Origin of the sequence: Silvibacterium acidisoli (genome assembly GCA_022870745.1) — a bacterium.
In the GTDB taxonomy this organism is placed as follows: domain Bacteria; phylum Acidobacteriota; class Terriglobia; order Terriglobales; family Acidobacteriaceae; genus Silvibacterium.
In genome coordinates this window covers 66,526-90,953 of the sequence record CP085323.1, presented here as the reverse complement: position 1 = coordinate 90,953, position 24,428 = coordinate 66,526, and the positions used below count along the sequence as shown (strand labels likewise).

Genomic DNA, 24,428 nt, shown 5'->3' with positions numbered 1-24,428 from the left:
CGTCTATTTATCCAATGCTGGGGCAGTCTGTTGCCAAATCAGCATCCTACGGTGGAAATAACCCGGAAGGGGGATTCGCAGGAGCGAGACAAGCGCACCGGCCGTCGTCCATAATGGAGGGATAGACCCGGGCGCGACCTGCGGCTGAGTAAACATGGGCAACGAGCTTCTTACACCTCCGGAATTGGAATCTGCGAAGACGCGACCGGTCGAAGAAGAGCCAGAGCTTCTGTCTGAAGCAGACGGTTCAATGTGGTCATCGCTTGTCTCGAACCTGCGTGACGCCTTCATGCCTGTCAGGCAGGCTCCGCTTAACCTGACCTCGAAGCCGATTGCCGTTGAAGACATCTCTGAAGAAGAGCCGGTCTGGAAGACGCTTGCCTCCAGCGTCCAGGATCTGTTCTTCCCGAAGAAGCTTCCTCCGCTTGAACTGACCTCGAAACCGATCGACGTTGCCGATCCCCTGGCCGTCAAGCGCAGCCCGCTTTCGAGCGGTCTGGCCATCGGTCTGCACGTACTCGTCATCGCGCTGATTGCGTTCTTCCTGTACTACCAGTGGAAGACCCGCCCGGTCGTGAAGAAAGCTGCTGTGCAGCACGTCGACATCAGCCCATTCATGCCCATGACCATGAAGATGAACCAATCCATGGGCGGCGGCGGTGGCGGCGGTGCGCACGAAATGGTCGAAGCTTCCAAGGGACATCTGCCCAAGATCGCAAAGACGCAGATCACTCCTCCGCAGATCATTCGGAACGATCATCCCAAGCTGGCAGTGGAACCGACGATCGTGATGCCGCAGCAGGTGAAGCTGCCTGACGCGCCTAACATGCCGAATATCGGTCTTCCCAACTCGCCGCAGGTTGCCCTGGCTTCGCAGGGCGGCGGATCGGGATCGGGCTTCGGATCAGGCCACGGCGGCGGAATAGGCTCCGGCTCCGGCGGCGGTGTTGGACCTGGCGAGGGCGGCGGATACGGCGGCGGCGTGATGCATCCGGGCGGCGGTGTATCGGCTCCGCAGATCGTCTACTCGGTCGATCCGGAATTCTCTGACGAAGCGCGTCGCGCCAAGTACCAGGGCATCTGCATGGTCTCAGTCATCGTCGATGCCCAGGGTAATCCCCAGCGTGTCCATGTGGTTCGTCCGCTTGGCATGGGCCTCGATGAAAAAGCGATCGCCGCGGTGAAGCAGTACAAGTTCAAGCCCGCGTACTACCAGGGCAAGCCGGTGGCTGTTGAAGTAAACATCGAAGTCAACTTCCGCATTTATTGATGCAAATCAATTCTGGTAAATATGCTTTGATGACTCGAACATATTCTCCTGCATCATCATGGTAATGTTCGTCTTACCCGAACTTTAACTTTCCTATCGCATGTGGGTTTCTGTACAGTCCTGATCGAGGTACAGGCCCACATGTATACCCCCTCCCCTGCAGGACGTACCCGTTTGGCCAAGGCGATTGTCTTGGCCTTTGTGCTTTCCATCGTTTGCTGTGGCAAGAGCTTCGCAGCTGCCGATTGGAATTCGGTTGAAAATGCCATGAAGACCACCGGCACAAAGTTTGCCGGAAATGTGCTTCGCTTCGAGTTGGTGCGCCAGGATCTCACCGTGTCTGTGAACGGCACAGTGCTTCCTGCTACACAGGTTGCAAGCGTTGCCAACGGATATGTCAGCTTCAAGCCCATCAGCAACAGCAGGTTCTTCGCCGACGGAGCACTACCCGCCCAGGAATCCGAAGTAGACGCCTTGCAGAAGGCTCTGCGTCAGGACCCAAAGATAAAGATCACGGCCATCGTGAATCATGACATCGGCGAAAGCCCGAAGCTGGTATGGGTCCATTTCCAGGCAACTGGCGAAGGCTCGGAACTGGCAACCAGCATCGCCACCGCACTCGAAACCATTCACAGCCCGCAGCTGAACGTGTCAGTGATATCGGGTACGAACTCTGTCTTCGATACGAGCGTACTGCCTGCAAAATTCATGAAGCTCTTCGAGAAGGGATCGGTTGAGCAGCTGACCGATATCTTCGTCTTCTACCTGCCTCGTCCTGACGAGAAGGATTTTTCCCTCGGTGACGTTCCAGCGGAAGCAGCACTGGGCGTTGGTCAGTCTTTCTACATCCAGATTGATTTTTCCGGCGGTACGAACGCGACGCTTAACATTGAATTTGCACTTCGCCGTGACGAGGTGCAGCCGGTCTCAGATATTCTGCGCAATGGTGGATTCACCATCGCCGCGCAGCACAACCACTTTGTCAACGCCGATCCGCAACTCTATTACGTGCATGCATCCGGAACCGGGGATGGATTCACGCTGGGAAGCACGCTCTATGACGCCATCACTACGATCAACAAGAGTGTGAAAGCCAACAGATAGCCGTAGCAGCAATCGCAAAAAGGAGCCGCCGCGTGCGGCTCCTTTTTGTTTGCCGGTGGCATCGGCGCATTTGCACCAGGCATCTCTCCAAATGCCATGCAAATCCTTGTTCTGAACCCTGGCGGCAATTCTCTTAAGGCTGAAATCGTTAGCTGTGAGCCCGATCAGACATTCGCATCGGCAGGCGAGACCCGCCTCAGCGTCGCCATCGAAGGCATCGGCAGCTCACCTGAACTCTCTCTCATGGACGACAAGAGGATAGTCAGCAAACAGAAGATCAAGGCTGAAGATTATGGAGACGCCGCTGAAAGCCTGTTGCGCTGGTACGAAGAGCAGAAGCCGGATGGAGCACCCGCGCTCGATGACGTTGATTGCATCGCGTTGCGCGTAGTGCATGGAGGTGACCGCTTCGATAATCCGGTGGAGATCGATGAAGAAGTAAGGTCTGCGATCGAGGACTTAGAGAAGCTGGCTCCGTTGCATAACAAGAGTTCCGTTGAAGTGCTCGCACCGCTTCGCAGGCACCTGGCCTGTCATCCTGTCTACGCAGTCTTTGACAATGCCTTCCATCGCACCATGCCAGAACATGCGGCGCTTTACGGTATCCCGCTAGACCTGGCGAGAAAGCATGGCATCCGCCGCTATGGTTTTCACGGCATCTCACATCGCTACCTGCTCGAGCGTTACGCCGAGCTGGCGAAGAAAGATCCTGCCGACTGCAGCATCGTCTCGATGCATCTTGAGAGCGGCTGCTCGGTCACCGCGGTTCGAAACGGAAGATCCATCGACAACACCATGGGTCTCACGCCGCTCGAAGGCCTGATGATGGGCACACGCTCAGGCGATGTCGATCCGGAGCTGGTCGCGCTGCTGATGCGCGAAGAGAAGATGAGCATCGATGACGTAATGAACCTGCTCAACAAGGAATCAGGACTGAAAGGCGTCTCGCAGGTTTCGCTCGACACCCGCGTGCTCATGAAGCAGATGGACAAGCCGCAGGTAAAGCTGGCGATGGAGATCTTTTCCTACCGCGTACGCAAGGCCGTGGGAGCGGCGCTGGCAGCCGTCGGCGATACCGAGGCGGTTGTTTTTGGCGGAGGGATCGTCGAAAACACCGGCTACGTCCGCAAGCACATCTGCGATGGCATACGCGGCTTTGGGTTAGAGATGGACGAAGCCGCCAACGAAACCATCATCGACAAAGAAGGATTGCTCTCTACAGAAGATTCACGAGTGGCCGGCTGGGTCATTCCGACAGAAGAAGCAAAGCAGATGGCACACGAAGTCGCACTCCTGCATCGCAACGACCGGCCGTATCAAGACAGGTAGGGCAGGGCTTCAGCCCCTGAGGTACGCTCTAGGTCAGAGCATGCAGCGTCTGAAAGACGAACTGCCCGCCAATAATCAGCAGCCAGATCCACAGCGCCAGGCGAAGCGGCTTCTTTGGAATGCGACCCGAGAGTAGCGTGCCAACAATAGCTCCGCCGAATCCACCTTCGACCAGATGCTTCAGCAGGTCTTTGTTCATCGTGTGCTGGAACCAGTGCGCTCCGCTGCCGAAAAGCGAAGTCAGGAAACCGAAGGCAATATCCGTGCCGACCACCTGCGCTGGGGCCAGCGTCGTGAGCGTAAGCAGGGCCGCCGAGCCAAGCGCGCCAGCACCCGCCGACGAAAACCCGACTTCGGCACCCACAGGAAGCATAAGCCAGGGCAGAACATGCGAGCGATCCGGAGGCGGAGTCTCATTCCTGACCGGCCTGAAGGAATAGACAAGTTGCCAGATGGCGGTAAAGACCAGCACCACGCCCAGCAGTCCGGTAACGATCTGCTTCGAACCGGATGCGACAAGATGCGTCAGCAGCAGCGAACCGATCAGCACACCCGGCAGGCCGCCGATCAGCATGAAACCCAGCGTGCGCCAGTTCACGTTCTTGCGCCAGATCTGCGCCGGAACCAGCACCAGCTTCACCGCAGCCGAGAACATCAGCCCGACGCTGACCGCAACTGCGGGCGGCACGTGCAGGAAGAGGATCAGTAGCGGCGTGGTGATGGTGCCCGCGCCGACGCCAGTGAGCGCAATAAACGTGGCGATGATGAAGCCGATTACGTACTGCATCGCGGCTACTTCGCCGGAGCGGCTTCAATATGAATGCCGCACTCAACCTTGTTGCCTGCCCAGCGGCCTGACCGGGGATCATTTGGATCGAGAGGCAGCGTCGTGCACGGCTCGCAGCCGATCGAGGAATAGCCCTTGTCGTAAAGCGACAGGCGGGGAATCCCGTAATGCTCGCAGGCGTAGTACACGTCCTTGGTCGTCCAGTCGGCCAGCGGATTCAGCTTCAGTACTTCAGCACCGCCGGGCAGGTGGAAGGGCGCAACCTCTTCGAGATTGGCGCGGCTCTTGGCCTGCTCGCGGCGCATGCCGCTGATCCAGACCTTGTACTCGGCCACAGCCTTGAAGAGCGGCTCAACCTTGCGCATGCCGCAGCACTTGTCGGGAGCGATGCGGAAGAGCTGGCCGAACTCGGCCTCCTGCTCGGCAACGGTCTTCGCCGGCAGCAGGTTGGTCAGGTTTACGTGCCAGTCTTCAGCGATTTGGTCGCGATACTCGTAAACCTCTTTGAAGTGGTATCCGGTATCGAGAAAGAGCGTCGGCAATTCGGGACGCATCTCCTGCGCGATCTTCAGCAGCAGTACATCTTCAGACTGAAAGCTGCAGGTCAGGCAGACATCCGCATTGTTCTCATACTGAGAAAATGCGTTACGCAGGTGATCTTTCACTCGCTCGAGTTTTGCTTCAAGTTCAGGAGATAAGTCGCTCATTACACAAGGCCCTGCTGCAGGACGCCCGCCTGCCGTAAGTAATGCAAAATGTTCTCGACCGTCGCGCTCGCTTCGAGCGCCCGCTTCTCGTCGTCGATCTCGAGCAACTGTGCTGCTTCGCTCTCAATTGCGGCCAGGGCGAGCACGCCCGCAGTCGCCAGCGACTGGTTCAGGGCATCGTTGTCGGATGAAGTGCGAACGACGACCGCGCCGTGGTCAAACAGCTCGCGCTCGACCGCATCGATCAGCGTTGCAGAAGCGGTCAGCCGGACCACCGCGCCCGTGTGTCCCCAGCGCGCTGTGCGTTCGTCAGTCGTGACCGGACCCTGTGCCGTGCGAGCATCCTTCTCGACGATCTCGCGGATCATGCCCGCGCCGGCGGTGGCGTTCGTCTCGGCATCGATGAGGACAAACGCGCCGGTGGTGCGGTTGGTGCTGTACGGGTCGAGCGCGATCGGGCGGCGTGTCTCCACTTCGATCAGGCCGATGCCGTTCATCTCCAGCGTCTTCGCCGGATGCTGCTCGAGCGTGCCCACGTCTATCTGGTGCCACACGCGAACCGACTGCACCGGAACCGTCTGGCTGGTGTGCTTCAGAAGGTAGCGCCGCTTGGCATCGAGCGGCTGCGCGTCCATCCACACGACTGAAGCCTGGAAGCGGCGTGCGACGGGAGCGCGCTCTTCGTTCAGCGTGAGCAGGTCGCCGCGGCTGATGTCGATTTCGTCTTCCAGCGTCAGCGTTACCGAGAGAGGCGCGAAGGCTTCTTCGAGATCGCCATCGAAGGTCACGATGCGCTCAACGCGCGAGCTGCGTCCCGAGGGCAGGGCAGTGATGGCATCGCCCACCCGCACGCGGCCGGAAGCGATCTGCCCGGCAAAGCCGCGGAAGTTCATGTTCGGGCGAACCACGCGCTGCACGGCGAAGCGGAAGGGCGCGTCCACGTTGGTTTCGGAGCTGGGGATGGACTCCAGCAGCTCGAGCAGCGAAGGGCCGCCGTACCAGGGCGTCTCATCGGAGCGATGAACGACGTTCACGCCCAGCAGCGCGCTGACAGGAAGAAAATGCAGCGTCACGCGGCTGGAGCTGCCTGCGTCCGTCTCTTCGAGAAAGCTGCGGAACTCGTCGCAGATGGCGCGGAAGGTTTCCTCGCTGTAATCGACGAGATCCATCTTGTTCACGGCGACGATGATGTGGCGCACGCCCAGCAGCGAAGTGATGTACGCATGGCGGCGCGATTGGATCAGCACGCCCTTGCGCGCATCGACCAGCACGATCGCAGCGTCGGCCGTTGACGCGCCCGTCGCCATGTTGCGCGTGTACTGCTCGTGGCCAGGAGTGTCGGCAATGATGAACTTGCGCTTTGACGTCGCGAAGTAGCGATAGGCCACGTCGATGGTGATGCCCTGCTCGCGCTCGGCGCGCAGGCCGTCGGTCAGCAGCGCAAAGTCGATCTGGCCTTCGCCAACCGTGCCTTTGCCCTGGATCGAGCGCACCTGGTCGTCGTAGACCGAGCGGGTGTCGTACAGCAGGCGGCCAATCAGCGTGGACTTGCCGTCATCGACCGACCCAGCGGTCGAGAAGCGGAACAGGTCTTTTTCGCGCTCCTGCGCGAGAAATTCTTCAATGGCAAAAGACGGCACAGGTTCCACGGATTCTTCTTCCAGTATGGGGAAAAGCGACATTAGAAATAGCCCTCCCGCTTCTTGATCTCCATCGAGCCTTCCTGATCGTGATCGATCACGCGGTTAGCGCGCTCCGACGAGCGGAACGAGAGCAGTTCGGCAATAATCTTCGGCAGCGTGTCGGCCTCGGAGCGAATCGCGCCGGTGCAGGGGCTGCAGCCGAGCGAGCGCAGGCGGCTCTTCACCATCTGCGGCTTTTCGCCGGGCCATGCCATGAAGTCCTGCTCGGTCGGCAGAAGCGTTTCGCCGCGCACGTACATCGGCCGCTCTTTCGCGTAATAAAGATCGACGATGGGAATATTTTCTTCGTGGATGTACTGCCACACGTCCATCTCCGTCCAGTTCGAAAGCGGGAAAACGCGAATGCTCTCGCCCGGATGGATGCGCGAGTTGTAAAGGTTCCAAAGCTCGGGGCGCTGGTTCTTCGGGTCCCACTGTCCCGCGCTGTCGCGGAAGGAGTAGATGCGCTCCTTGGCGCGGGCCTTTTCTTCATCGCGGCGCGCGCCGCCAAAGGCAGCGTCGAAGCCGTAATGCTTCAGCCCATCGAGCAGCGCCTGGGTCTTGAGCAGTCCGCAGCAGCGCTTGGTGTCGAGCGCAATCGGATTCGTCCCGGCAGCGATGGCGGGCTCATTGCGCCACACATGCAGCTCGGCGCCAATGCTCTTGGCCATCTCGTCGCGGAACTGGATCATCTCGCGAAACTTGAAGCCGGTATCGATGTGCAGAAGCGGAAAGGGAATCGGTCCGGGAAAGAAAGCCTTCTGCGCAAGCCGCAGCATCACCGACGAATCCTTGCCGATCGAATACAGCATGACGGGCTTGGCGAACTCCGACGCGACCTCGCGCAGGATATGGATGCTCTCCGCCTCAAGCAGCTTCAGGTGGCTGAGCCGCGCAGGCGTGACGGTGGATGTGGGCTGAGAAGGAACAGTATTTTCGACTGCCAGCATAAAAACCTCGGTTGTTCCGATATGGATGCTGACTGTCGCAGGAAAGAATCAGGAAGATCACCTGTGTCAATCAGCAGCAGGTGTCTCTTTAAAAAGATGTCGCGGTATTAAGCAGACGCGAACTGACACCCGTGGCTTGTGGGACAAGCACGCAGACAACAACAGCGGTGACAGATAATCCTCATCTCTCTGAAAAGAATAGCAGGTTTTGGGGGCGGAGGAAAGCTCGGCTCTTCCCGCCAAAAAAGTTTGTCATTCCTCGCAAAGCGAGGAATCTGCTTTTCTTCTCCGCGCGGGCATCGTAAGTGCAGATTCCTCACTGCGTTCGGAATGACAAACCAACAGAGTAAGGCGAGAATCCCTCTGTGCTCTCCGTGTCCTCCGTGGTGAACAGAAATCCCTTTTACATCGCAAAGGCGTAAAGGACGCCAAGGGAAACGCAAAGTCTTCGCGGCCTTCCTTTGCGTTCTTAGCGCCTTTGCGGTGAACGTCTTTTCTTCCCTAAAACAACAACTTCAATCCGAACTGAATCTGCCGCGAAGTCGTCGATGTAGCCGTGATCACGCCGCCTGTGGAGGACGCAACCGGTGAAGCGGTCGGCGTCGTAGGCGTCGGGCCCGACGAATACACCACCGCATTCGGCGTGGTGAAGTTCGAGTGGTTCAGGATGTTGAAGAACTCCGCGCGAAACTGTGCGCGAAAGCGATCGTGAATCACCGTCGTCTTGGTTGCCGAAAGATCCAGTTCCTTCAGACCCGGGCCCACCATCGTGTCGCGCCCCAGGTTGCCGATTGCGCCCGAGGCCGGAGCCGAGAACGCCGCCGGATCGAACCACTGCGAAACCGTGTGCGGATAAAGCCTGCTGTTGAAGTTCGCATTCAGGTCAGGACGCACCGGGTTGCGCGTGTCTCCGTTGCCGGTAGTGTTGTAGCCAAGCTGTGGCGAAAACGGAAATCCCGACTGTAGCGTTGCGATGCCGCTAAGCGACCAGCCAGCAGCCGCGGCGCGCAGACGATGATCGCCGAGACGATCGCCGTAGGGAATATCCCACGTGCCGTTGATGGCTCCGGCATGGCGGATGTTCGTCGCCGCCGGCCCGTAATCGAGCGCGGGTCGGCCAGGGAATTCGACGAAGGCAGGCGTGTTCGCGCTCACGCTTGTGTTCCACGCCGAGCCATCATCGAGGTTCTGCGCCCAGGTATAGACGCCGCGCAGTTGCAGTCCGTGCGCGAACTGCCGCCGTGCGTCCACTTCAAGCGCGTTATAGCTGCTGTCGCCCTGCGAAACCCACGAGGTGGTGTTGGCCACATTCGGGTTCGCCTTCGTCGTCGTCGGAAAGTAGATCGTTCCCGCAGCCAGACCGGCAGGGCATCCCGCCTGCGGGCAGACCACAGACGCGGGCTCGTTCTGGTCTTCGGAAAGGATCTGGTGATAGCCATGCGAGCCGACATAGCCGACGGTCAGCGAAGTGTCGCGCGTAATCTGCTGCTCGATATGCAGATCCCACGCAAGCACGGTCGGCGTGTAGATATCCGGCTGTACATTGCTGGGCGAAACCTGGCCGCCTGCTTCCGCTCCGGGAACAGAAACGGCCTGCAGGTTGGCCACGGCAACGTTCTTCAGCGACAGGGTTGTGTTGAAAGGCGCGGTCTGGTCGAGACGGTAATCAAGGTTGTCGAGCAGCGCGCGATGCACGCCGAAGCCTGCGCGAACCGCCGTCGTTCCGTTGCCGAAGACATCCCATGCGAGGCCGACGCGCGGCTCGGGCAGGAAGGTCGCGCGGTTCTTCGTCAGCGCGGAGCTGCCGGTGAAGGGAGTCGAGTTGATCACGCCGTTCGTGAAACCGTAGTTCGCAGCGCGGTTCTGTGCCTCGTTCCATCCGTTGGTCGACTCCGAACGAAAGCCGATGCGCACCTGAACGCGCGGAACCACCTTCCACGTGTCTTCGAGATAGCCCGCGCCTTCGAACGAACGCCATCCGAGCGCAGTCGGCGACGGAACAACAGTGTAGGTCGCGACTGTTCCCGCGAGGAAAGAGTTCAGCGTGCTGAACGAAGCCTGTCCGAACTGGTTCTGCGCAAGGTTGTCGTTGGCCTGCAGCCGCTGAATCCATCCGCCTGCTTCGATCTGGTGCTTGCCCTTCGTCCAGAAGATGTGATCGTCGACGGTGAAGAGATTGCGCACGGCAGAGTTGTTGCTGCCGGTGTTCGCGCCGGCCAGCGTGACCTGCGAAGCGCCGTTCGAAGCTGTGCTGCCTGCGATCACGATCGCGCCAACCGGGGCGCCCGCGACCCATCCCGGCACGTCGCCGGAGACCTGTCCGGTGAAAAAATATGCGGCGCGTGAATAGCCGAAGCGGAAGGTGTTGAGCAGGTTCGAGGTGATGACGCGCTGCTCCTGCACGCTGGCCACCTGTGCGCGCAGGCTTTCGTAGATCCCCGAGTAGGGGTTGGCAGAAGGAGTCGTCGCATCGCTGTCATCGACCGTGTAAACGGCGAAGAGCGAGTCTTTCGGGCCGAGGTTCGCGTCGAAGCGCGAGGTGCCGAAGTCTTCACGCACATGTTGCGGAGGATTCGAGAAGGCTTCCGCGATACCGCCGCCAAGCTCAGGCCCATTCGCTACCGGCCACAACGCCAGCAGCGGTTGAACAGATGGAACGGCCTTCGCACGCGAAGCCGCATCGGGAACCAGTGTCACGTCGCTCAGGCCAAGATTCTGCCGGTAGCCCTCGTAGTTGCCGAAGAGAAACAGCTTGTCGCGCTTGAGCGGCCCGCCCGCAGCCGCGCCGTAGTTATTGCGCTGGAACTCGGGGATGTTGGCCTGATCGAAATAGTTGCGGGCATCGAGTGCGCTGTTGCGCAGAAACTCGTAGACCGACCCGTGCAGCGTATTTGTGCCGGAAGCTGTGACAATTGAGATCTGCCCGCCGGGCCGCTTGCCGTAGTTCGCGCCGTAGGTGTCGCTCACCACGTTGAACTCGCGGACTGCATCTACGCCAAGTAACTGCCCGCTGGTGCCGCCCGGCGTGTTGTTGATGAGCGAAGCGCCGGTGTACTCAATGCCGTTCAGCAGGTAGAGATTCTCCTGCGGCCTGCGCCCTGAAACAGAAAACATGTTGCCAACCGAAGAGTTCGAAGTGCCGACACCGCCCGAGCGCTGCGTCGTGTAGTTCACCGACGCAGGATTCAGCTGGATCAGCTGATCGAAGCTGCGGCCATTCAGCGGAAGATCCTTCACCTGCCGTTCATTCACGAGACCCTGCGTCTCCTGCGTAGAGACATCGACTACGGCAGGCTTATCGACTACGGAAACCGTCTGCTCCAGCTGGCCAACGTCGAGCGCAAGGTTAAGCGAAAGCGCCTGGCCAACGGTGAGCGAAACACCGGTGCGGTGCAGGGGAGTGAAGTCTTTCGCATTCACCGTAACGCTGTAAACACCGACCGGCAAAGACGGGGCGGTAAAGCCGCCATCGCCGCCGGACTTGTAATGCCGCTCGGCGCCCGTCTCTTCGTTATGCAGCGTAATGTCGGCAGCGGGAACGGCGGCACCTGACTTATCGGTTACAACACCGGCAATCGTTCCACCTACCACCTGCGCAAACGCAGCGACCGAGGAAACAAGGAAAGCAAGAATCAAAACTCGCACGTGCGTACGCATGCGTGGGATCTCCTGAAAAGTCTTCTAATGTGTGAAAAGAAAAGGGACAGCAGCGATCAGAGAGCGCGACAACAAGGGCGACAGCAACAGGCTGCCAGGCACGTCGAGTTGTGGATCGAAGCGGTCATATAGGAAAGTACGTTGGTGCAGAAAGTGCGCTGATGCGCAGCAATGAAATTGGAAACAGGAAAAGCCGGCGGCTGATTAAGCCAGTTGCATCGGGGAGACGCAACAACAAGAACAGATCTGTAATGCCAGACTCATGCCATTAAATTACCATAAAGCGCAAAAACGCCGCCGCTGCCGGGGCCCCATGCAGTCAGTCCCAGGAGAACGAATATGAAAGCTGATTTGCCTCTCACCGGCCAGGTCGCATGGGTCGCAGGCGCAACCAGAGGTGCAGGCCGAGGTATTGCCCGAGCCCTCGGGGAAGCCGGAGCGCTGGTTTATTGCACGGGACGAAGCGTCGCTGGCAGCCCAAGCAGCATAAATCGCCCCGAGACTATCGGAGAAACCGCCGCACTCATCGAGCAGGCTGGCGGCCGAGCCATTGCCATACAGGTAGATCACACCTGCGAAGACGAAGTGGCGAAGCTGGCTGCACGCATCCGCGACGAGTCGGGCCGCCTCGACGTACTGGTGAACAGCATCTGGGGCGCTGATACCATGGTCGACTGGCCAAAGCGCTTCTGGGAGATCGACCTCGCAAACGTCCGCGCCTATCTCGACCAGACACTCGTCAGCCACCTCATCACCAGCCGTCATGCCGCACCCCTCATGATCGAGGCCAATCGCGGACTGATCGTCGAAGTCATCGACGGTCATTTCAACGGATATCGCGGGCATGTGCTCTATGACATGGTGAAGGCATCCCTGGCACGTTCTGCTTACGCAATGGCGATGGAGCTGATGCGAACCGGCGTTACCGCATTGGCTCTGTCTCCCGGCTTCCTGCGGTCAGAGGCAGTGCTCGAACATTTTGGAGTAAGCGAGGCGAACTGGCGCGGTGCCATCGCAAAGGATCTCTATTTCGTCGAGTCGGAAACCCCATTTCTCGTCGGCCGTGCGGTCGCCGCGCTAGCCGCCGATCCGAATGTTAAGACGAAGGCAGGCCTCGTGTACTTCGCCTCGGACCTCGCCCGGGAATATGACTTCAGCGATGTGGATGGCCGTGTGCCTGATTTTCCGCGATTGCTGGACGCGAAGATGGAAGAAGCCGCCAAGATGTCTCCGTTGGAAGGGGAAGCTCGATTCGTGGCCTGGGCGCGTTACTGCCAGATTCACAAAGATCCTGCGCGGAACGAACTTGCCAGGAAGCTTGCGGCAGCTCTCGGGTTGGATGGCTTGGGCGAGGGAACCGGGCCCATATAGTCTGGCGAAGGCGACCTAGGTGGCTGAGGGTTGGGAGATCACTTCAATGTTAGTTGGTACACCTTCGTTATTCGCTCTTGAATCAGAGATCACGGAGGCCTATGAGCGGTTGAGTTTGCGTGGCCTTGGGTATTTCGTTATTCACGTCAACGGGATGGCTTTTGGGATGAAGGATCTCGATGCCACACTGCTCGCCGCTGCTTTTGACGGTGTAAATGCAAGAATTTTGCGTCAAGGCAGCCATGTGGCACCCGTGCTTGAAAACGAGGACGCTTATGCTCTTGCTGTAGCCTACAGCCGCGCAATCTATCTTGAGCACGAAGAATCAGAGTTGTTTTTCGGCATGCAGGACGAGCAGTTCTCAAAACTGCTCCATGCTAATGAAATTATTGGGCGCCGGACGGAGAAGAAGGATTCGATGATGGAAGTTGCGTAATGCAATTTGACGTTGGGGATATGGTCCGTCTTATCGCCTTCAAGCGCTATCAGAGCCCAGTAGTAGACTCTGACACTTTGCACGATATTTGGCTTCCAAGCGAGAACTTTTATAGAGTTCTTAGCGACTGGCGCGAGGCGTTTGAGAGGCAATGGGCCGCAAAGTCTAAACCTGTGCGGAGCTGAGCCATAACCCGCTCAATACCCATCACGCATTTTGGTTTTCACTGCCTTGGCAAGCTTCTCGATCTCCTCTGCTTTTTTGACCACGGAGAGGGAAAGCTCATTTTTGTTGCTCTTATCCACTTCGGCCTTAAGTTCCTGCGAAAGCTGCAGCAGCTTGGCCGCGTCGGCCTGAATCTGTTGCTGGCGGCTGTTGTTTCTCGCCATGGCCATCTGCACGTCGTGGTCCTTCGCCAGGGGATCGATGGGGTGCCCCGGAGCCTGGGCAGCTTCTGGGACAGGTGGCGAAACCTGGGCGCCGAGCATCAAAGCAATTGCAAAACAGGGAAGCAACAGTGGGTTTTTCATCGAAGCACCCTCGTGGAGAGCCCATCATAGGACAGGAAAGGTATCGATGGATATTGCATTTGTCAGTCATCTTCATGTAGCGGCCTACATGCGGCCCAGTGAATTCTTCCATGGCCTCGATGCGAAATGGGCCGACGATCTGCAGAACTTCGTCCGCGCCGTGCTCCCCAAGCTGATCGTCACCATCATCGCAGCCTGGATACTCATCCGGGTGCTGAAGGTTGTAACCGACCGGGTTCTGAAGATTGCAGAAAGCCGCACGAAATCCACCGGCCAGATGGGGCACATCGCCCAGGTGCGCACGCTGACCTCGGTGATCCGCGCCACCGGCATCGGTATCATCGGCTTTCTTACCGCGCTGGAAGTTCTACCCCTGCTCGGCTTCAAACTCGAGCCGCTGCTTGCTTCGGCCGGAGTCGTTGGCGTTGCCCTCGGTCTCGCCGCGCAAACCATCGTCAAAGACTGCCTCAACGGCATCCTCATCCTGATCGAAGACCAGTACAACGTCGGCGACGTGGTGAGCCTGGCCGGACAAAAGGGAACGGTCGAGGCGATGTCGCTGCGTAAAACACAACTGCGCGACGGCGACGGTACGCTCTACCTGATCCCGAATTCACAGATCACGACCGTGGCCAACTTCACCCGCGATTTCTCGGTCGCGACCATCAACGTGTCGGTCGATTTCTCCGCCGAGCCCGATAAGGTTCTGGAACTGCTCAAGACAGTTGCGATGGGCGTGCGCACAGATCCGGCCTATAGCGATTACTACCTCGCCGATCCTACGTTGCTTGGAGTCGACGCCATCAAGGGCTCACAGGTCATCTATCCCGTTCAGCTCAAGACCAAGGCAAACCAGCAGTGGGTGCCCATGCGCGAAACCCAGCGCCGTATTCGCATCGCACTGGCTGAGAACAAGATGCTTCCGGGCGATCCTCTGCGCGTCTTCACTGCCGGCGGAGGCAATGTAGCCGGCATGATCGAGCCGCCCGTTGCAGGCGGCGCAAAGGCAGTCGACCCAACAGCGGCCAAGCCGAATGAGATCAATCCGTTCACCGGCGAAGGAATGTGATGGGGCAGGGATTGCGAGGCAGGGTTCAGGAAACAGGATTTAGGGATTAGGGCGGTAGGGCAGGGCTTACGCCCTGCCTGACTTCTAATCAGCTCTTTATTGTTGTCATCCTCGCTTCGCTCGGAATGACAAGTAATTAAACGATCTCGATCTTCTGCACCGGTCCCGGATCGCTCACACTTGGCTTACCCGTCTCGACATGCCCGGCAAAACGCCGCAGATACTTCGGAGCATCGGTCCGCATCACCACCAGGTCGAACCAGCCGTGGCTGTCCGCGAGCAGCCACTTATCATCGGTGCTCTGTCCGGGTTGCAGTGTGTACGTGCGGGCCGCTTCTTTCGAGTAGGCATTCACAACCTTCACCGTGCAGGCCGATTTGCCTGAGTTGTGCAAGGCCGCCTGCACATTGCCTTCCGCATCGTGGCTGATCGTAACCTCAGCTCTTGCTGCTCCTTCGCTGAAATCCGCTGCATCGCAACCGAACTCGGCGAGATAGCCATTAGGACCATGCGCGGAGAGCCTGCGTCCATCCTTCATCGCCGCGAGCTCCCAATAGTCCGAAAGCTTCTGCCGCGGTGAAACGCTGTAGCGTCGAGGATGTGTCTGCGGCGTCTCGGAGCTGTGTACATAAAAGGCCGCACCGGCTCGGCCCTGGTTGTCGATGTCGACATAGAATCGTCCCGACGCCTCGTCGATACGGCCGTGAACGAAGGTCTTGTAAGGCAGTGCGCGCGCCGGACGCGTTCCCGGCTCCTGCTCCGGCATCGACTGCTCGACGGGCACATGGTACGGCTTGTTTTCCGAAACCAGCGGCTTCGGCGCGGTGAGCTTTACGCTCATCGGTTGCGGCGCGGCAGAGAAGTCGAAGCATGAAGTCAGATCGCCGCAAAGCGTCCGCCGCCACTTGCTGATGTTCGGTTCATGCACGCCGAAACGCGCTTCGAGAAACATCAACACCGAGGTGTGGTCGAAGGTTTCCGAGTTGACCCATCCGCCAGTAGACCATGGCGAGATCACCAGCATGGGCAGGCGCGGTCCCAGGCCGATCGGCTGTATGCCGCCCGCGTCGACATCCGGCACCAGCGGATGCGTCTGGTGTGGGTAAAGGCTCATATCGATGAACTCGTCCTTGAGGCTCTCCACAAGATCGTCGGAGACCAGTCCATCCGCATTCTGCTTCTGCGAGGCAGGCGGCATCGGCGGAATAACGTGATCGAAGAGCCCATCGTTCTCGTCGTAGTTGATGATGAAGACGGTCTTGCTCCACACCTCGGGATTTTCCGTCAGAGCATCCATCACCAGGCTGATGTAATACGCGCCGTCCGTCGGAGAAGCCTCCGGGTGTTCCGAGTATTTGTACGGAGCGACCACCCAAGACACCTGCGCCAGCTTGCCGTTCACGGCATCATCGCGAAGGTCTTTCAGCGTGTAGGTGGAAACGCCTTTCACTACCAGCGGCGAATTCGGATCGGCGCCTTCCATCGGCTGGTATGCCGCGAAGAACTCGAGCGAGTTGTCCGTGTAGTTGTCGGTTGGCGTGTCCGGCTCGCCCGAGCCCCCCTGGTAAAGCTTCCAGCTTACGCCGGCTTTTTCCAGGCGCTCGGGATAGGTCGTCCACGTATAGCCGTCCTGGTGATGGCGCTCGTCGAAGCCGGGACCATTCTTCGCTGTGCCGTAGACATTCTGCGCATCGATAGTGCCGCTCCACAGATAGATCCGATTGGGCGCGGTGTTGGCGTGAATCGAGCAGAAGTACGAATCGCAAACGGTGAAGGCATCGGCCAGCGCGTAGTGGTAGCTCACATCTTCGCGCTTGAGATAGCCCATCGTCATCACGTCCTGCTTCTGCGTCACCCACTGATTGTGCAGGCCGTGATTCCAGGAGAGATGTCCGCTGCTCCAGCCGTGGTCGGTACCTGCCTGGAACTCGGTCGTGCGCTGCGGGTTGATGTAGAAAGGCAGCACATGCTCGGCATCGTCAGACAGGCCGCGGGAATGGTAGCGGTCGGTCTTTACGGCGGCCGCCGGCTGATGCCAGACCGTTCTGCCGTTGGCCCAGCGCACCGGCCTGGGGTCGTTGAATCCGCGCACACCGCGCATCGACCCGAAGTAGTGATCGAAGGAGCGATTCTCCTGCATGAGTATGACGACGTGTTCCACGTCCTGAATCGTGCCGGTGCGGCGATTCGCGGGAATAGCCAGGGCCCGGCGGATGCTGGGCGGCAGCATGGAAGCGGCGGCGGTGCCGGCGGCCAGGCGCAGAAAATCGCGGCGAGTACTCATGAGTGCAGGGAAACTCCGGACAGAAGGATTAGCTACAAGGATAGCGGTCTGCGATGACGATGGTGTAAAGAACACCCTCGCGCAGCGCAGCGAGCAGCCTTATCAAAAAAATCGCATCCTGCTTCGACATGCCGAAAGGCGGGCGTCAGCAACGCGAATAGGTGATGGGAAAGCCATTCACCTTGCGCAGAAAGTTACCTCTCAGCCGCATGACGTCCTGGCGGTGTCCCATGATTTTGTTCGAGATGGAAACAACCACGGTGTCTCCATCGAACGATGTGACCCTGCCTTCGCCCACCGGACCCGCCGCTCCATGTTCCACAACCTGGTAACCCGTATTTGTTTTTGAGATGACCCATGCTCCGCCCGTGGCCGTCCACGTTCCAGCAAGTGGATCCTTGATGTACGGCGGCGTTCTTGGAGCCGAGTCAGGATGATCGATCCATCCCGAACCCTGGCATAACTGGCATTGGGACTTTCCTGTCGTTCCACATGCCGAGCATGCGAAGAAACTGAGCGTGCCATCGCTTCCGGGTGTTGCCTTGACTTTTCTGCCGTGACAAACATCGCAGGTGGCACTGCCGTGTCCTGAACACTTCCAGCACAGAATGCGCATGACGTGTCCTCCCAAGTCCTGCAGGTTATACAGCATAAAGAAAAAGTTGAGATAGCGGTCTGCAATCTTTTGCAGTTATCTCACTTGTAGCTGGATTCTATGTCAGACTTGCTGCGGCCAGATTATGTATCCCCGGGGTAGCCCATTTTTATGACAGCGGGGTAATGCGATGCGCGACCATACCGGCACCTGGAAAAGGCTGCTGAGCGAGGGCTCCGAATCCGTAACTGTCTTGCTGGTGCTGCGAAACGACGGCAGCTATAACAAGCGTATACATGCGTCATCCCACGGCCGGCTTGGCGGCGCTCATGAAGGAACATGGATAACCCAGGGTGACCGGGTGCAGTTATCCGGAGACCGTAACTGGCCCGCCTGCTCCGAAGATATGACTTATTTCGAAAAGGTAGACGGAGATGCCGTGGACTTTCCGCCGCCGCCGAGCTTTCAGGACGAAAGCTTTGCCTCTGAGATGGAACGAGTTGCGGCCATGATGCATCTGGATCGCCGCTATCTGGCTGCCGTCGAAGCGATTCACGCTTCCGCACCACACGATGCACTGCTGCAGGAGCTCTACTCCGTGCAGTTCGGCTATGAGGAGTTGCTGCCCACTGAGCCCTCGAAGTATGGATTGCCCGCCGCCAAAGCGATTCGCAGAAAGGTCGCCGACACCCAGGATTCGATCGCCCGTGTCTTTGAAGCAAAGCACGATCTTCAAAATGCGACGATACACTTCGAAGCTGCCGCCAAAAAATATGAGCAGCTTGGCGACTTCGAGAAGGCCGTCCATGCGCGCGCAAGCATCTGGCGCCTCAACGAAATGGCCGAGGAAGAGATCGATGCGGAGCTGAGGCGGGCCGAGATGTTGTTGAAAGACACGAGCCCGCAGAGCCTGGAGCGAGCCGCGGCGCTGGTCGAAATGGGAGAGTTCCAGGTGAAGTCCGGTCATAAATCCAGCGCTGGCGAAACCCTGCGCCTGGCGCTGACGGAGTTGCGCGAACTCAATCTGGACACGCCCGAGGCAGCTCTTGCCGAAACCGCCCACGCCCTGCGAACCGGCAGGGCCGCTTCCGGAAAAACACCGATTGAACGCATGGTGGCAGTGCGTGAGCTTTTGGCGCGTGCAAACCTGGCCCTCGCGCAGTTATCTCAACGTGACGGCAGAACTGAGGATCAGTCTGCTTACCTCGCCGAGGCGGAAATCTACTCCGTGCCCCTGAGTCACGAGTCCGCGGAGAAGATTCTTCAGCGGTTTTTGGCGGGATTCTCCGAGGACAAGGACTGAGCGACGTCTCGTTTCAGCGCCTAATCCCTTTTGAATGTGACGATGGGCTTTGCTGGCTTCAATTAAAGTAAACCTATCGTGATCATCAACCTGGCTCGTCGCGCGCACAACCATAACTGGGAGCTCGACCCCATCACGCGGTCGCTGCTGGACACCGACTTCTACAAGCTCCTCATGCTGCAGTTCATCTGGAAGCACTTCCCCCAGATGCAGACATCGTTCTCGGTTTCCAACCGCTCCACGCACATGCGGCTGGGCGAGATCGTCTCGATCGACGAACTGCGTGAACAACTCGACCAGGTGCGCCGGTTGCGATACACCAGGTCGGAGCTGATCTGGCTCGCAGGCAATACCTTTTATGGCAGGCGCGGGATCTTTGAATCGGCGTTCCTCGACTGGCTGGAAAAGGACTTCCGCCTCTCCGACTACGAGCTCTCCGTGCGCGACGGCCAGATCTCCCTGGTTTTTCATGGGCTATGGACCGAGACCACCATGTGGGAGATTTACGCGCTCTCGGCCATCAATGAGCTCAAGACGCGAGCCAGCCTCAAGCGCCTCAGCGAGCTCGAGCTGGACATCCTCTATGCCCGCGCCAAGACCAAGCTCTGGGAAAAGATGGCCCGCCTGCGCGATGTCGACGAACTGCGCGTGAGCGATTTCGGCACGCGCCGCCGCCACAGCTTTCTCTGGCAGGAGTATGTCGTCCGCGCCATGGCAGACACGCTCGGCGGAAAGTTCGGTGGCACGTCGAATACCTACCTGGCTTATAAGCATGACCTTGAAGCCATCGGGACAAACGCGCACGAGCTGCCTATGGCGTTGGCCGCCGCAGCCGATACTGACGAGGAACTGAAGGCTGCCCAGTACAAATTGCTCGACCTTTGGCAGCAGACCTACTACGGAGCGCTCCTTATCATGCTTCCGGATACCTTTGGGACTACCCAGTTTCTGCGCGATGCTCCCGACTGGGTAGCCGACTGGACCGGCCAGCGTGCCGACAGCAAGGACCCCTATGTCGCCGGCGATGAATATATCGCATGGCTCAAATCGCGGGGACGCGATCCGAAAAGCAAACTGTTTATAGCGTCCGATGCGCTCGACGTGGACCAGATCATCGGCCTGCATCGGCATTTTTCAGGACGAATCCGTTTCAGCGCTGGCTGGGGAACGTTGCTGACTAATGATTTCCGCAACTGCAATCCACAGGGCGAAGATGGATTTGACCCGGTCAGCATCGTCTGCAAGCTCGACCACGCCGATGGCAGGCCGACGGTCAAGCTCTCTGACAACTTCCGCAAAGCGATGGGACCACGGGAGCAGGTTGAGCGCTACCGGCGAATCTTCGGGCTTGAGGGTGTGGCGGACGTTCCAGTCATTGCATAGCGCGTAGATGAGGCAGCAGAATTCTTCGGCAATTCATGCGACGCATCCGCGAGATTCTGCCTCTTACAAAGATGACGCTAAGGATAGACAATCGTTCGCAGGAATTTTCAGAAAGATGAGGCTGTTTTTTATTTCAGCCAAGGCTCTTCTCTAGTAAATAGGTTTTGTGTCAGGGCACGGCATCAGCCGTGCCATACATTTCGGCCCCAGGAGCGGCTTGAGCCGCTGAGGGACGTTCCACATGCGGTCCGCCGCCGAGCACGTAAAGGCCAATCATCAAGATGGAATTTCATATTTCCAGATCGCTGCGGCAAAAGCTTGACGTCGACGACAGCCTGTTCAACTTCGTCGGCAACGTCGTCTTCGGAAATCTCACCGCTTGCCGTCGCCTCGCCAAGAAGATGAACGACGCCCGCGAGGCAGAGGGGATTACCGACAACCCCATCAACGCTGGTGCGCTCTTCGCAATGGGCCTGATCGACGAGTTGAGCCATGCGATCTTTGCGCGTTATCGCGCGACAGCAGACCCATCCGTTCTGCCCGAGGCGCTGCAATGGTTCGAAGCCAACAGCAACAGCGGGGAAGTGGATAAACTGCTGCTCGGCTTTACACGTGAATTTCCCAACAGCGAGATTTATCGCGGCAAGATTACCGATAAGAAATGGCTCGCTGGATCGACGAATGGCCAGCCGCATCGCGAAGCCGAGCTGGAGGAGCTCTTCCTGCTATGGCTCGCCAATATCAATCCGGCGTTCAAGCCCTTCCGCGAACTCTTCGACGACAGAAAGCTCCAGCAGGAGACGATCTACAAAGAAGTGACCTCCGGCTTTAACGAGTACTTCGCTTCGCGTCCCGCGTTCAACGCCAAAGGGCAGAATCTGCTCGACGTGCTGGTTGCCCCCATGCTGGCCTCGCCCGAATCGCTGACCGGCCAGCTTTCTTTCATGCAGGAGAACTGGGGAGAACACATCGGCACCGAGCTGCGCCAGATCCTGTTGGCCATCGACGTGGTGCGGGAAGAAGATCTGGCTATCTGGGCGCGTTTCCATCCTCCGTCGCAGATGGCCTGGCATCCGCCGCTCCAACAGGGATGGGGCGGAGAAGGATTCGAGGGTAACGAGTTCACCGGTTTCCAGCGCGGAGGCCAGCACGGCGGCGAAGCCCCAGGCGAGATGGCGCTGAATGAATACGAGGCCTTCAGTCCCGACGAAAGCTGGATGCCGACCGTCGTGATGGTTGCCAAGAGCACCTACGTGTGGCTCGAGCAGCTCTCGAAGAAATACGGACGGCATATCCATCGCCTCGATCACATTCCCAATGATGAACTGGCGCTGCTGGCCGACCGTGGACTGAATGCTCTATGGCTGATCGGCCTGTGGGAACGTTCAACCGCCTCGCAAACCATCAAACGGCTGCGCGGGCAGCACGACGCCGTCGCCTCGGCTTACTCCCTAAAGGATTACCGCATCGCCGACGACCTCGGCGGCAACGGAGCCTACGAGAACCTGCGCGACCGCGCCGCCCGTTTCGGCCTGCGGCTGGCCAGCGACATGGTGCCGAATCACATGGGCATCGATTCCTACTGGGTGATCGAACACCCGGAATGGTTTCTGACCCGTCCGGACAGCCCATACCCGGTATACAGCTTCAATGGCCCCGACCTCTCGCCCGATCCCCGCAAGGAGATCAAGATCGAGGACCACTACTTCGATCAGACCGACGCCGCGGTGGTCTTCCGCCTGCGGGATACACGCAACGGCCAGATCGATTACATCTACCACGGCAACGACGGCACAACCTTCGCCTGGAACGACACGGCACAGTTGAACTATCTGAAGGCCGAGGTCCGTGAGCAGGTGATGCAGACCATCCTGCACGTAGCCCGGCTCTTTCCGATCATCCGGTTCGACGCCGCCATGACCCTGGCGCGCCGTCACGTCCAACGGCTGTGGTTCCCGCTGCCGGGGCAGGGCGGATCGATTCCGTCCCGTTCCGAATACGCGCTTACGCAGGAAGAGTTCGACGCCGCCATGCCCGAAGAATTCTGGCGGCAGGTGGTGGATCGCGTTGCGGTTGAGGCTCCAGGCACACTGCTGCTGGCCGAAGCCTTCTGGCTGCTCGAAGGATATTTCGTCCGCACCCTCGGCATGCACCGCGTCTACAACAGCGCGTTCATGAACATGCTGCGCGACGAAGAGAACGCGAAGTACCGGTCGTATCTCAAGAAAACGATTGAGTTTGACCCGGACATCTTAAAGCGCTACGTGAACTTTATGAGCAATCCGGACGAACGCACCGCGATCGATCAGTTCGGAACCGGAGATAAGTATTTCGGAACCTGCGTCATGCTCGCGACCCTGCCCGGCCTGCCCATGTTCGGCCACGGACAGATCGAGGGCTACACCGAGAAGTACGGCATGGAGTACAAGCAGGCACGCTTCGACGAACGCCCCAACGAAGGGCTGATCGCCCGCCATCAGCATGAGATTGCTCCACTGTTGAAGAACCGGAAGCTCTTCGCCGAAAGCCACAACTTCGTGATGTTCGATTTCTGGACCGGCGACGGCACGGTTGACGAAAACGTCTACGCCTACTCGAACCGGCTGGGTGACGAACGCGCGCTGGTGATCTTCAATAACATCTACGCCAACACCCAAGGGACCATCCATTACTCCGCGGCCTCCATGGATAAAGGTTCCGGCCAGTTGCGGCAGCGCTCGCTAGCAGACGCGCTGGGGCTCTGGGCTGCTGACGATGTCTTTATCGCCTACAGGAACACAACGACCGGCCTCGAGTATCTGCACCGTTCGAGCGATATCTGCAACGAGGGCTTCACTCTTTCTCTGCGTGGATTTCAATACGCGGTGCTGCAGCAGTGGCATCCGCTTTACGCGAGTGAGGAACGCCCCTGGGACCAGCTTTGCTATGCACTGAACGGAACCGGCGTCTACAACCTCGACGAGGCTCTTACCCGCCTGCAGCTGCGCCCGCTACACGAAAGCCTGCACCAGGCGCTGAGCCACGAGAACGTAGAGGCGATCGCAGCTCTGGCCACGGAACTAGCCGGAACTCCGGTGAAAGAAAAAGAGATCGAGAAGAAGGCGAAGCCGCAATCCACGCCCCTCGTGAAGGATGGCAGGAAGCCAGTTCCTGAAAAGACGGAGCCCGAGAAGACAGAAGCCGATCCTCGCCTGGAGGACTTCTTCACCAAGGCCGGCGTGTTCTACGGGCAGATCAACATCGCCCAGACCGAAGAGGGTGCAGACATCCCGACCGCTCCCATGGAATCTCTGCGCCGCCGGACCCTTGCCGTCCTCGGTCTGCCGGAGATGGAGCAGGTCTTCGCATTGCACAAGGCTCTTCCTGAAAAGGCCGTGCTGCCGTTCGGCAAAGCGGCGACGGTCACAGAGTGGGCACCTGTCGTAGCCTGGCTGCTGCTCGGCGATCTGTTCTCAGCGGAGAAGTATCCCGGAGAGCCCTTCGACCGCCTGCAGATGCGGCAGGCCCTCGGCGAGACCTTTGCCCTCTTCGGCCTGGAGGGTGAGGACGCATGGCGCGCCGCAGCCCGCGTCCGTGTGCTGATCACCATGACCGATACAGAGGGGCTGGTTCCGTCCGATACGAAATTCTTCTGGAACGACGGCGATGTGCGCTGGCTCGCCGGAGCGAACGAGCACCAGGGCCATACCTATCTCAACCAGCAACAGCTCTCAGAACTCCTTACCTGGACAACGCTCCCTGAGATCGTCGACGCGCTCGAGCATGATCGGCCCTGGGATACGGACGAAATCGCCGCGGTGCAGGCAGCAATGTTGCAGGCGGCGGAAGACTCAGGCTACGACCTGGATAAAACGCTCACAGCCTGGGTGAAGCTCCCGGAAGACGAAGAGATCCTTGAGGACTCGGAAGTCGATGCGGAAGAGATAACGATAGGCGACGTGGCGGACCGGACTGGGGAAATCACCGACTGA

At 58.9% G+C, this 24,428-nt stretch carries 18 protein-coding genes; 10 read left to right on the top strand and 8 right to left on the bottom strand.

What is annotated here, in order from left to right:
* Nucleotides 1-250: 250 nt before the first annotated feature.
* The 3 genes from LJD29_RS00360 to LJD29_RS00350 all read left to right on the top strand — a co-directional run bounded on the left by LJD29_RS00360 (nt 251) and on the right by LJD29_RS00350 (nt 3,703).
* Nucleotides 251-1,270 (top strand): energy transducer TonB, encoded by a 1,020-nt coding sequence (locus tag LJD29_RS00360; RefSeq protein ID WP_446743762.1) that lies wholly within the window; start codon nt 251-253, stop codon nt 1,268-1,270.
* A gap of 141 nt (nt 1,271-1,411) precedes the next feature.
* Nucleotides 1,412-2,374 (top strand): DUF1259 domain-containing protein, encoded by a 963-nt coding sequence (locus tag LJD29_RS00355; RefSeq protein ID WP_446743761.1) that lies wholly within the window; start codon nt 1,412-1,414, stop codon nt 2,372-2,374.
* A 96-nt stretch (nt 2,375-2,470) separates the two neighbouring features.
* The gene (locus LJD29_RS00350) at nt 2,471-3,703 is read left to right on the top strand and encodes an acetate/propionate family kinase (protein ID WP_446743760.1); all 1,233 of its coding nucleotides are present in this window, start codon (nt 2,471-2,473) and stop codon (nt 3,701-3,703) included.
* Between the two features lie 28 nt (nt 3,704-3,731).
* Here the strand turns inward: LJD29_RS00350 and LJD29_RS00345 are convergent, their stop codons facing one another.
* The 5 genes from LJD29_RS00345 to LJD29_RS00325 form a co-directional block, all read right to left on the bottom strand.
* A complete protein-coding gene (locus LJD29_RS00345) occupies nt 3,732-4,490 on the bottom strand; it encodes a sulfite exporter TauE/SafE family protein (protein ID WP_446743759.1) in 759 nt (252 codons plus the stop codon).
* Between the two features lie 5 nt (nt 4,491-4,495).
* Nucleotides 4,496-5,197, bottom strand: a complete 702-nt coding sequence (locus tag LJD29_RS00340; RefSeq protein WP_446743758.1) for a phosphoadenylyl-sulfate reductase — start codon at nt 5,195-5,197, stop codon at nt 4,496-4,498.
* Nucleotides 5,197-6,879 (bottom strand): sulfate adenylyltransferase subunit CysN, encoded by a 1,683-nt coding sequence (cysN, locus tag LJD29_RS00335; protein WP_446743757.1) that lies wholly within the window; start codon nt 6,877-6,879, stop codon nt 5,197-5,199. The genes LJD29_RS00340 and cysN overlap by 1 nt, the downstream gene beginning before the upstream one ends.
* On the bottom strand, nt 6,879-7,829 hold the full coding sequence (gene cysD / locus LJD29_RS00330; RefSeq protein ID WP_446743756.1) for a sulfate adenylyltransferase subunit CysD: 951 nt from the start codon (nt 7,827-7,829) through the stop codon (nt 6,879-6,881). Before cysD ends, cysN begins: the two co-directional genes overlap by 1 nt.
* A gap of 501 nt (nt 7,830-8,330) precedes the next feature.
* Nucleotides 8,331-11,486 carry a carboxypeptidase-like regulatory domain-containing protein gene (locus LJD29_RS00325; protein ID WP_446743755.1) on the bottom strand — a complete coding sequence of 1,052 codons (3,156 nt, stop codon included), beginning with the start codon at nt 11,484-11,486 and terminating at the stop codon, nt 8,331-8,333.
* Between the two features lie 339 nt (nt 11,487-11,825).
* Here LJD29_RS00325 and LJD29_RS00320 point away from each other — a divergent pair, with 339 nt between their 5' ends.
* The 3 genes from LJD29_RS00320 to LJD29_RS21800 are packed head-to-tail and all read left to right on the top strand — an operon-like array spanning nt 11,826 to nt 13,478.
* A complete protein-coding gene (locus tag LJD29_RS00320) occupies nt 11,826-12,857 on the top strand; it encodes an SDR family oxidoreductase (protein ID WP_446743754.1) in 1,032 nt (343 codons plus the stop codon).
* A gap of 19 nt (nt 12,858-12,876) precedes the next feature.
* Nucleotides 12,877-13,293 (top strand): Imm42 family immunity protein, encoded by a 417-nt coding sequence (locus LJD29_RS00315; RefSeq protein ID WP_446743753.1) that lies wholly within the window; start codon nt 12,877-12,879, stop codon nt 13,291-13,293.
* A complete protein-coding gene (locus tag LJD29_RS21800; protein ID WP_512701056.1) occupies nt 13,293-13,478 on the top strand; it encodes a hypothetical protein in 186 nt (61 codons plus the stop codon). Before LJD29_RS00315 ends, LJD29_RS21800 begins: the two co-directional genes overlap by 1 nt.
* A gap of 12 nt (nt 13,479-13,490) precedes the next feature.
* Here the strand turns inward: LJD29_RS21800 and LJD29_RS00310 are convergent, their stop codons facing one another.
* On the bottom strand, nt 13,491-13,823 hold the full coding sequence (locus LJD29_RS00310; protein WP_446743752.1) for a hypothetical protein: 333 nt from the start codon (nt 13,821-13,823) through the stop codon (nt 13,491-13,493).
* Between the two features lie 46 nt (nt 13,824-13,869).
* Between LJD29_RS00310 and LJD29_RS00305 the strand changes: the two genes are divergently transcribed.
* Nucleotides 13,870-14,892 carry a mechanosensitive ion channel family protein gene (locus LJD29_RS00305; RefSeq protein WP_446743751.1) on the top strand — a complete coding sequence of 341 codons (1,023 nt, stop codon included), beginning with the start codon at nt 13,870-13,872 and terminating at the stop codon, nt 14,890-14,892.
* A gap of 136 nt (nt 14,893-15,028) precedes the next feature.
* On the opposite strand, the gene LJD29_RS00300 is transcribed toward LJD29_RS00305, so the two are convergent.
* Entirely contained in the window at nt 15,029-17,176 is a 2,148-nt protein-coding gene (locus LJD29_RS00300; RefSeq protein WP_446743750.1) for a phosphocholine-specific phospholipase C, read from the bottom strand.
* Between the two features lie 145 nt (nt 17,177-17,321).
* Nucleotides 17,322-17,792 carry a DnaJ-like cysteine-rich domain-containing protein gene (locus tag LJD29_RS00295; protein WP_446743749.1) on the bottom strand — a complete coding sequence of 157 codons (471 nt, stop codon included), beginning with the start codon at nt 17,790-17,792 and terminating at the stop codon, nt 17,322-17,324.
* Nucleotides 17,793-17,961: 169 nt separating this feature from the next.
* Between LJD29_RS00295 and LJD29_RS00290 the strand changes: the two genes are divergently transcribed.
* The 3 genes from LJD29_RS00290 to LJD29_RS00280 all read left to right on the top strand — a co-directional run bounded on the left by LJD29_RS00290 (nt 17,962) and on the right by LJD29_RS00280 (nt 24,428).
* Nucleotides 17,962-19,074 (top strand): hypothetical protein, encoded by a 1,113-nt coding sequence (locus LJD29_RS00290; protein ID WP_446743748.1) that lies wholly within the window; start codon nt 17,962-17,964, stop codon nt 19,072-19,074.
* A gap of 78 nt (nt 19,075-19,152) precedes the next feature.
* Nucleotides 19,153-20,457, top strand: a complete 1,305-nt coding sequence (gene pncB, locus LJD29_RS00285; RefSeq protein ID WP_446743747.1) for a nicotinate phosphoribosyltransferase — start codon at nt 19,153-19,155, stop codon at nt 20,455-20,457.
* Nucleotides 20,458-20,738: 281 nt separating this feature from the next.
* Nucleotides 20,739-24,428, top strand: a complete 3,690-nt coding sequence (locus LJD29_RS00280) for an alpha-amylase family glycosyl hydrolase (protein WP_446743746.1) — start codon at nt 20,739-20,741, stop codon at nt 24,426-24,428.

Bases quoted from the DNA above. Each gene is read 5' to 3' on its own strand.
- LJD29_RS00360 (WP_446743762.1), top strand. From the start codon at position 251: ATGTGGTCATCGCTTGTCTCGAACCTGCGTGACGCCTTCATGCCTGTC.
- LJD29_RS00355 (WP_446743761.1), top strand. From the start codon at position 1,412: ATGTATACCCCCTCCCCTGCAGGACGTACCCGTTTGGCCAAGGCGATT.
- LJD29_RS00350 (WP_446743760.1), top strand. From the start codon at position 2,471: ATGCAAATCCTTGTTCTGAACCCTGGCGGCAATTCTCTTAAGGCTGAA.
- LJD29_RS00345 (WP_446743759.1), bottom strand. From the start codon at position 4,490: ATGCAGTACGTAATCGGCTTCATCATCGCCACGTTTATTGCGCTCACT.
- LJD29_RS00340 (WP_446743758.1), bottom strand. From the start codon at position 5,197: ATGAGCGACTTATCTCCTGAACTTGAAGCAAAACTCGAGCGAGTGAAA.
- cysN (WP_446743757.1), bottom strand. From the start codon at position 6,879: ATGTCGCTTTTCCCCATACTGGAAGAAGAATCCGTGGAACCTGTGCCG.
- cysD (WP_446743756.1), bottom strand. From the start codon at position 7,829: ATGCTGGCAGTCGAAAATACTGTTCCTTCTCAGCCCACATCCACCGTC.
- LJD29_RS00325 (WP_446743755.1), bottom strand. From the start codon at position 11,486: ATGCGTACGCACGTGCGAGTTTTGATTCTTGCTTTCCTTGTTTCCTCG.
- LJD29_RS00320 (WP_446743754.1), top strand. From the start codon at position 11,826: ATGAAAGCTGATTTGCCTCTCACCGGCCAGGTCGCATGGGTCGCAGGC.
- LJD29_RS21800 (WP_512701056.1), top strand. From the start codon at position 13,293: ATGCAATTTGACGTTGGGGATATGGTCCGTCTTATCGCCTTCAAGCGC.
- LJD29_RS00310 (WP_446743752.1), bottom strand. From the start codon at position 13,823: ATGAAAAACCCACTGTTGCTTCCCTGTTTTGCAATTGCTTTGATGCTC.
- LJD29_RS00305 (WP_446743751.1), top strand. From the start codon at position 13,870: ATGGATATTGCATTTGTCAGTCATCTTCATGTAGCGGCCTACATGCGG.
- LJD29_RS00300 (WP_446743750.1), bottom strand. From the start codon at position 17,176: ATGAGTACTCGCCGCGATTTTCTGCGCCTGGCCGCCGGCACCGCCGCC.
- LJD29_RS00295 (WP_446743749.1), bottom strand. From the start codon at position 17,792: ATGCGCATTCTGTGCTGGAAGTGTTCAGGACACGGCAGTGCCACCTGC.
- LJD29_RS00290 (WP_446743748.1), top strand. From the start codon at position 17,962: ATGCGCGACCATACCGGCACCTGGAAAAGGCTGCTGAGCGAGGGCTCC.
- LJD29_RS00280 (WP_446743746.1), top strand. From the start codon at position 20,739: ATGGAATTTCATATTTCCAGATCGCTGCGGCAAAAGCTTGACGTCGAC.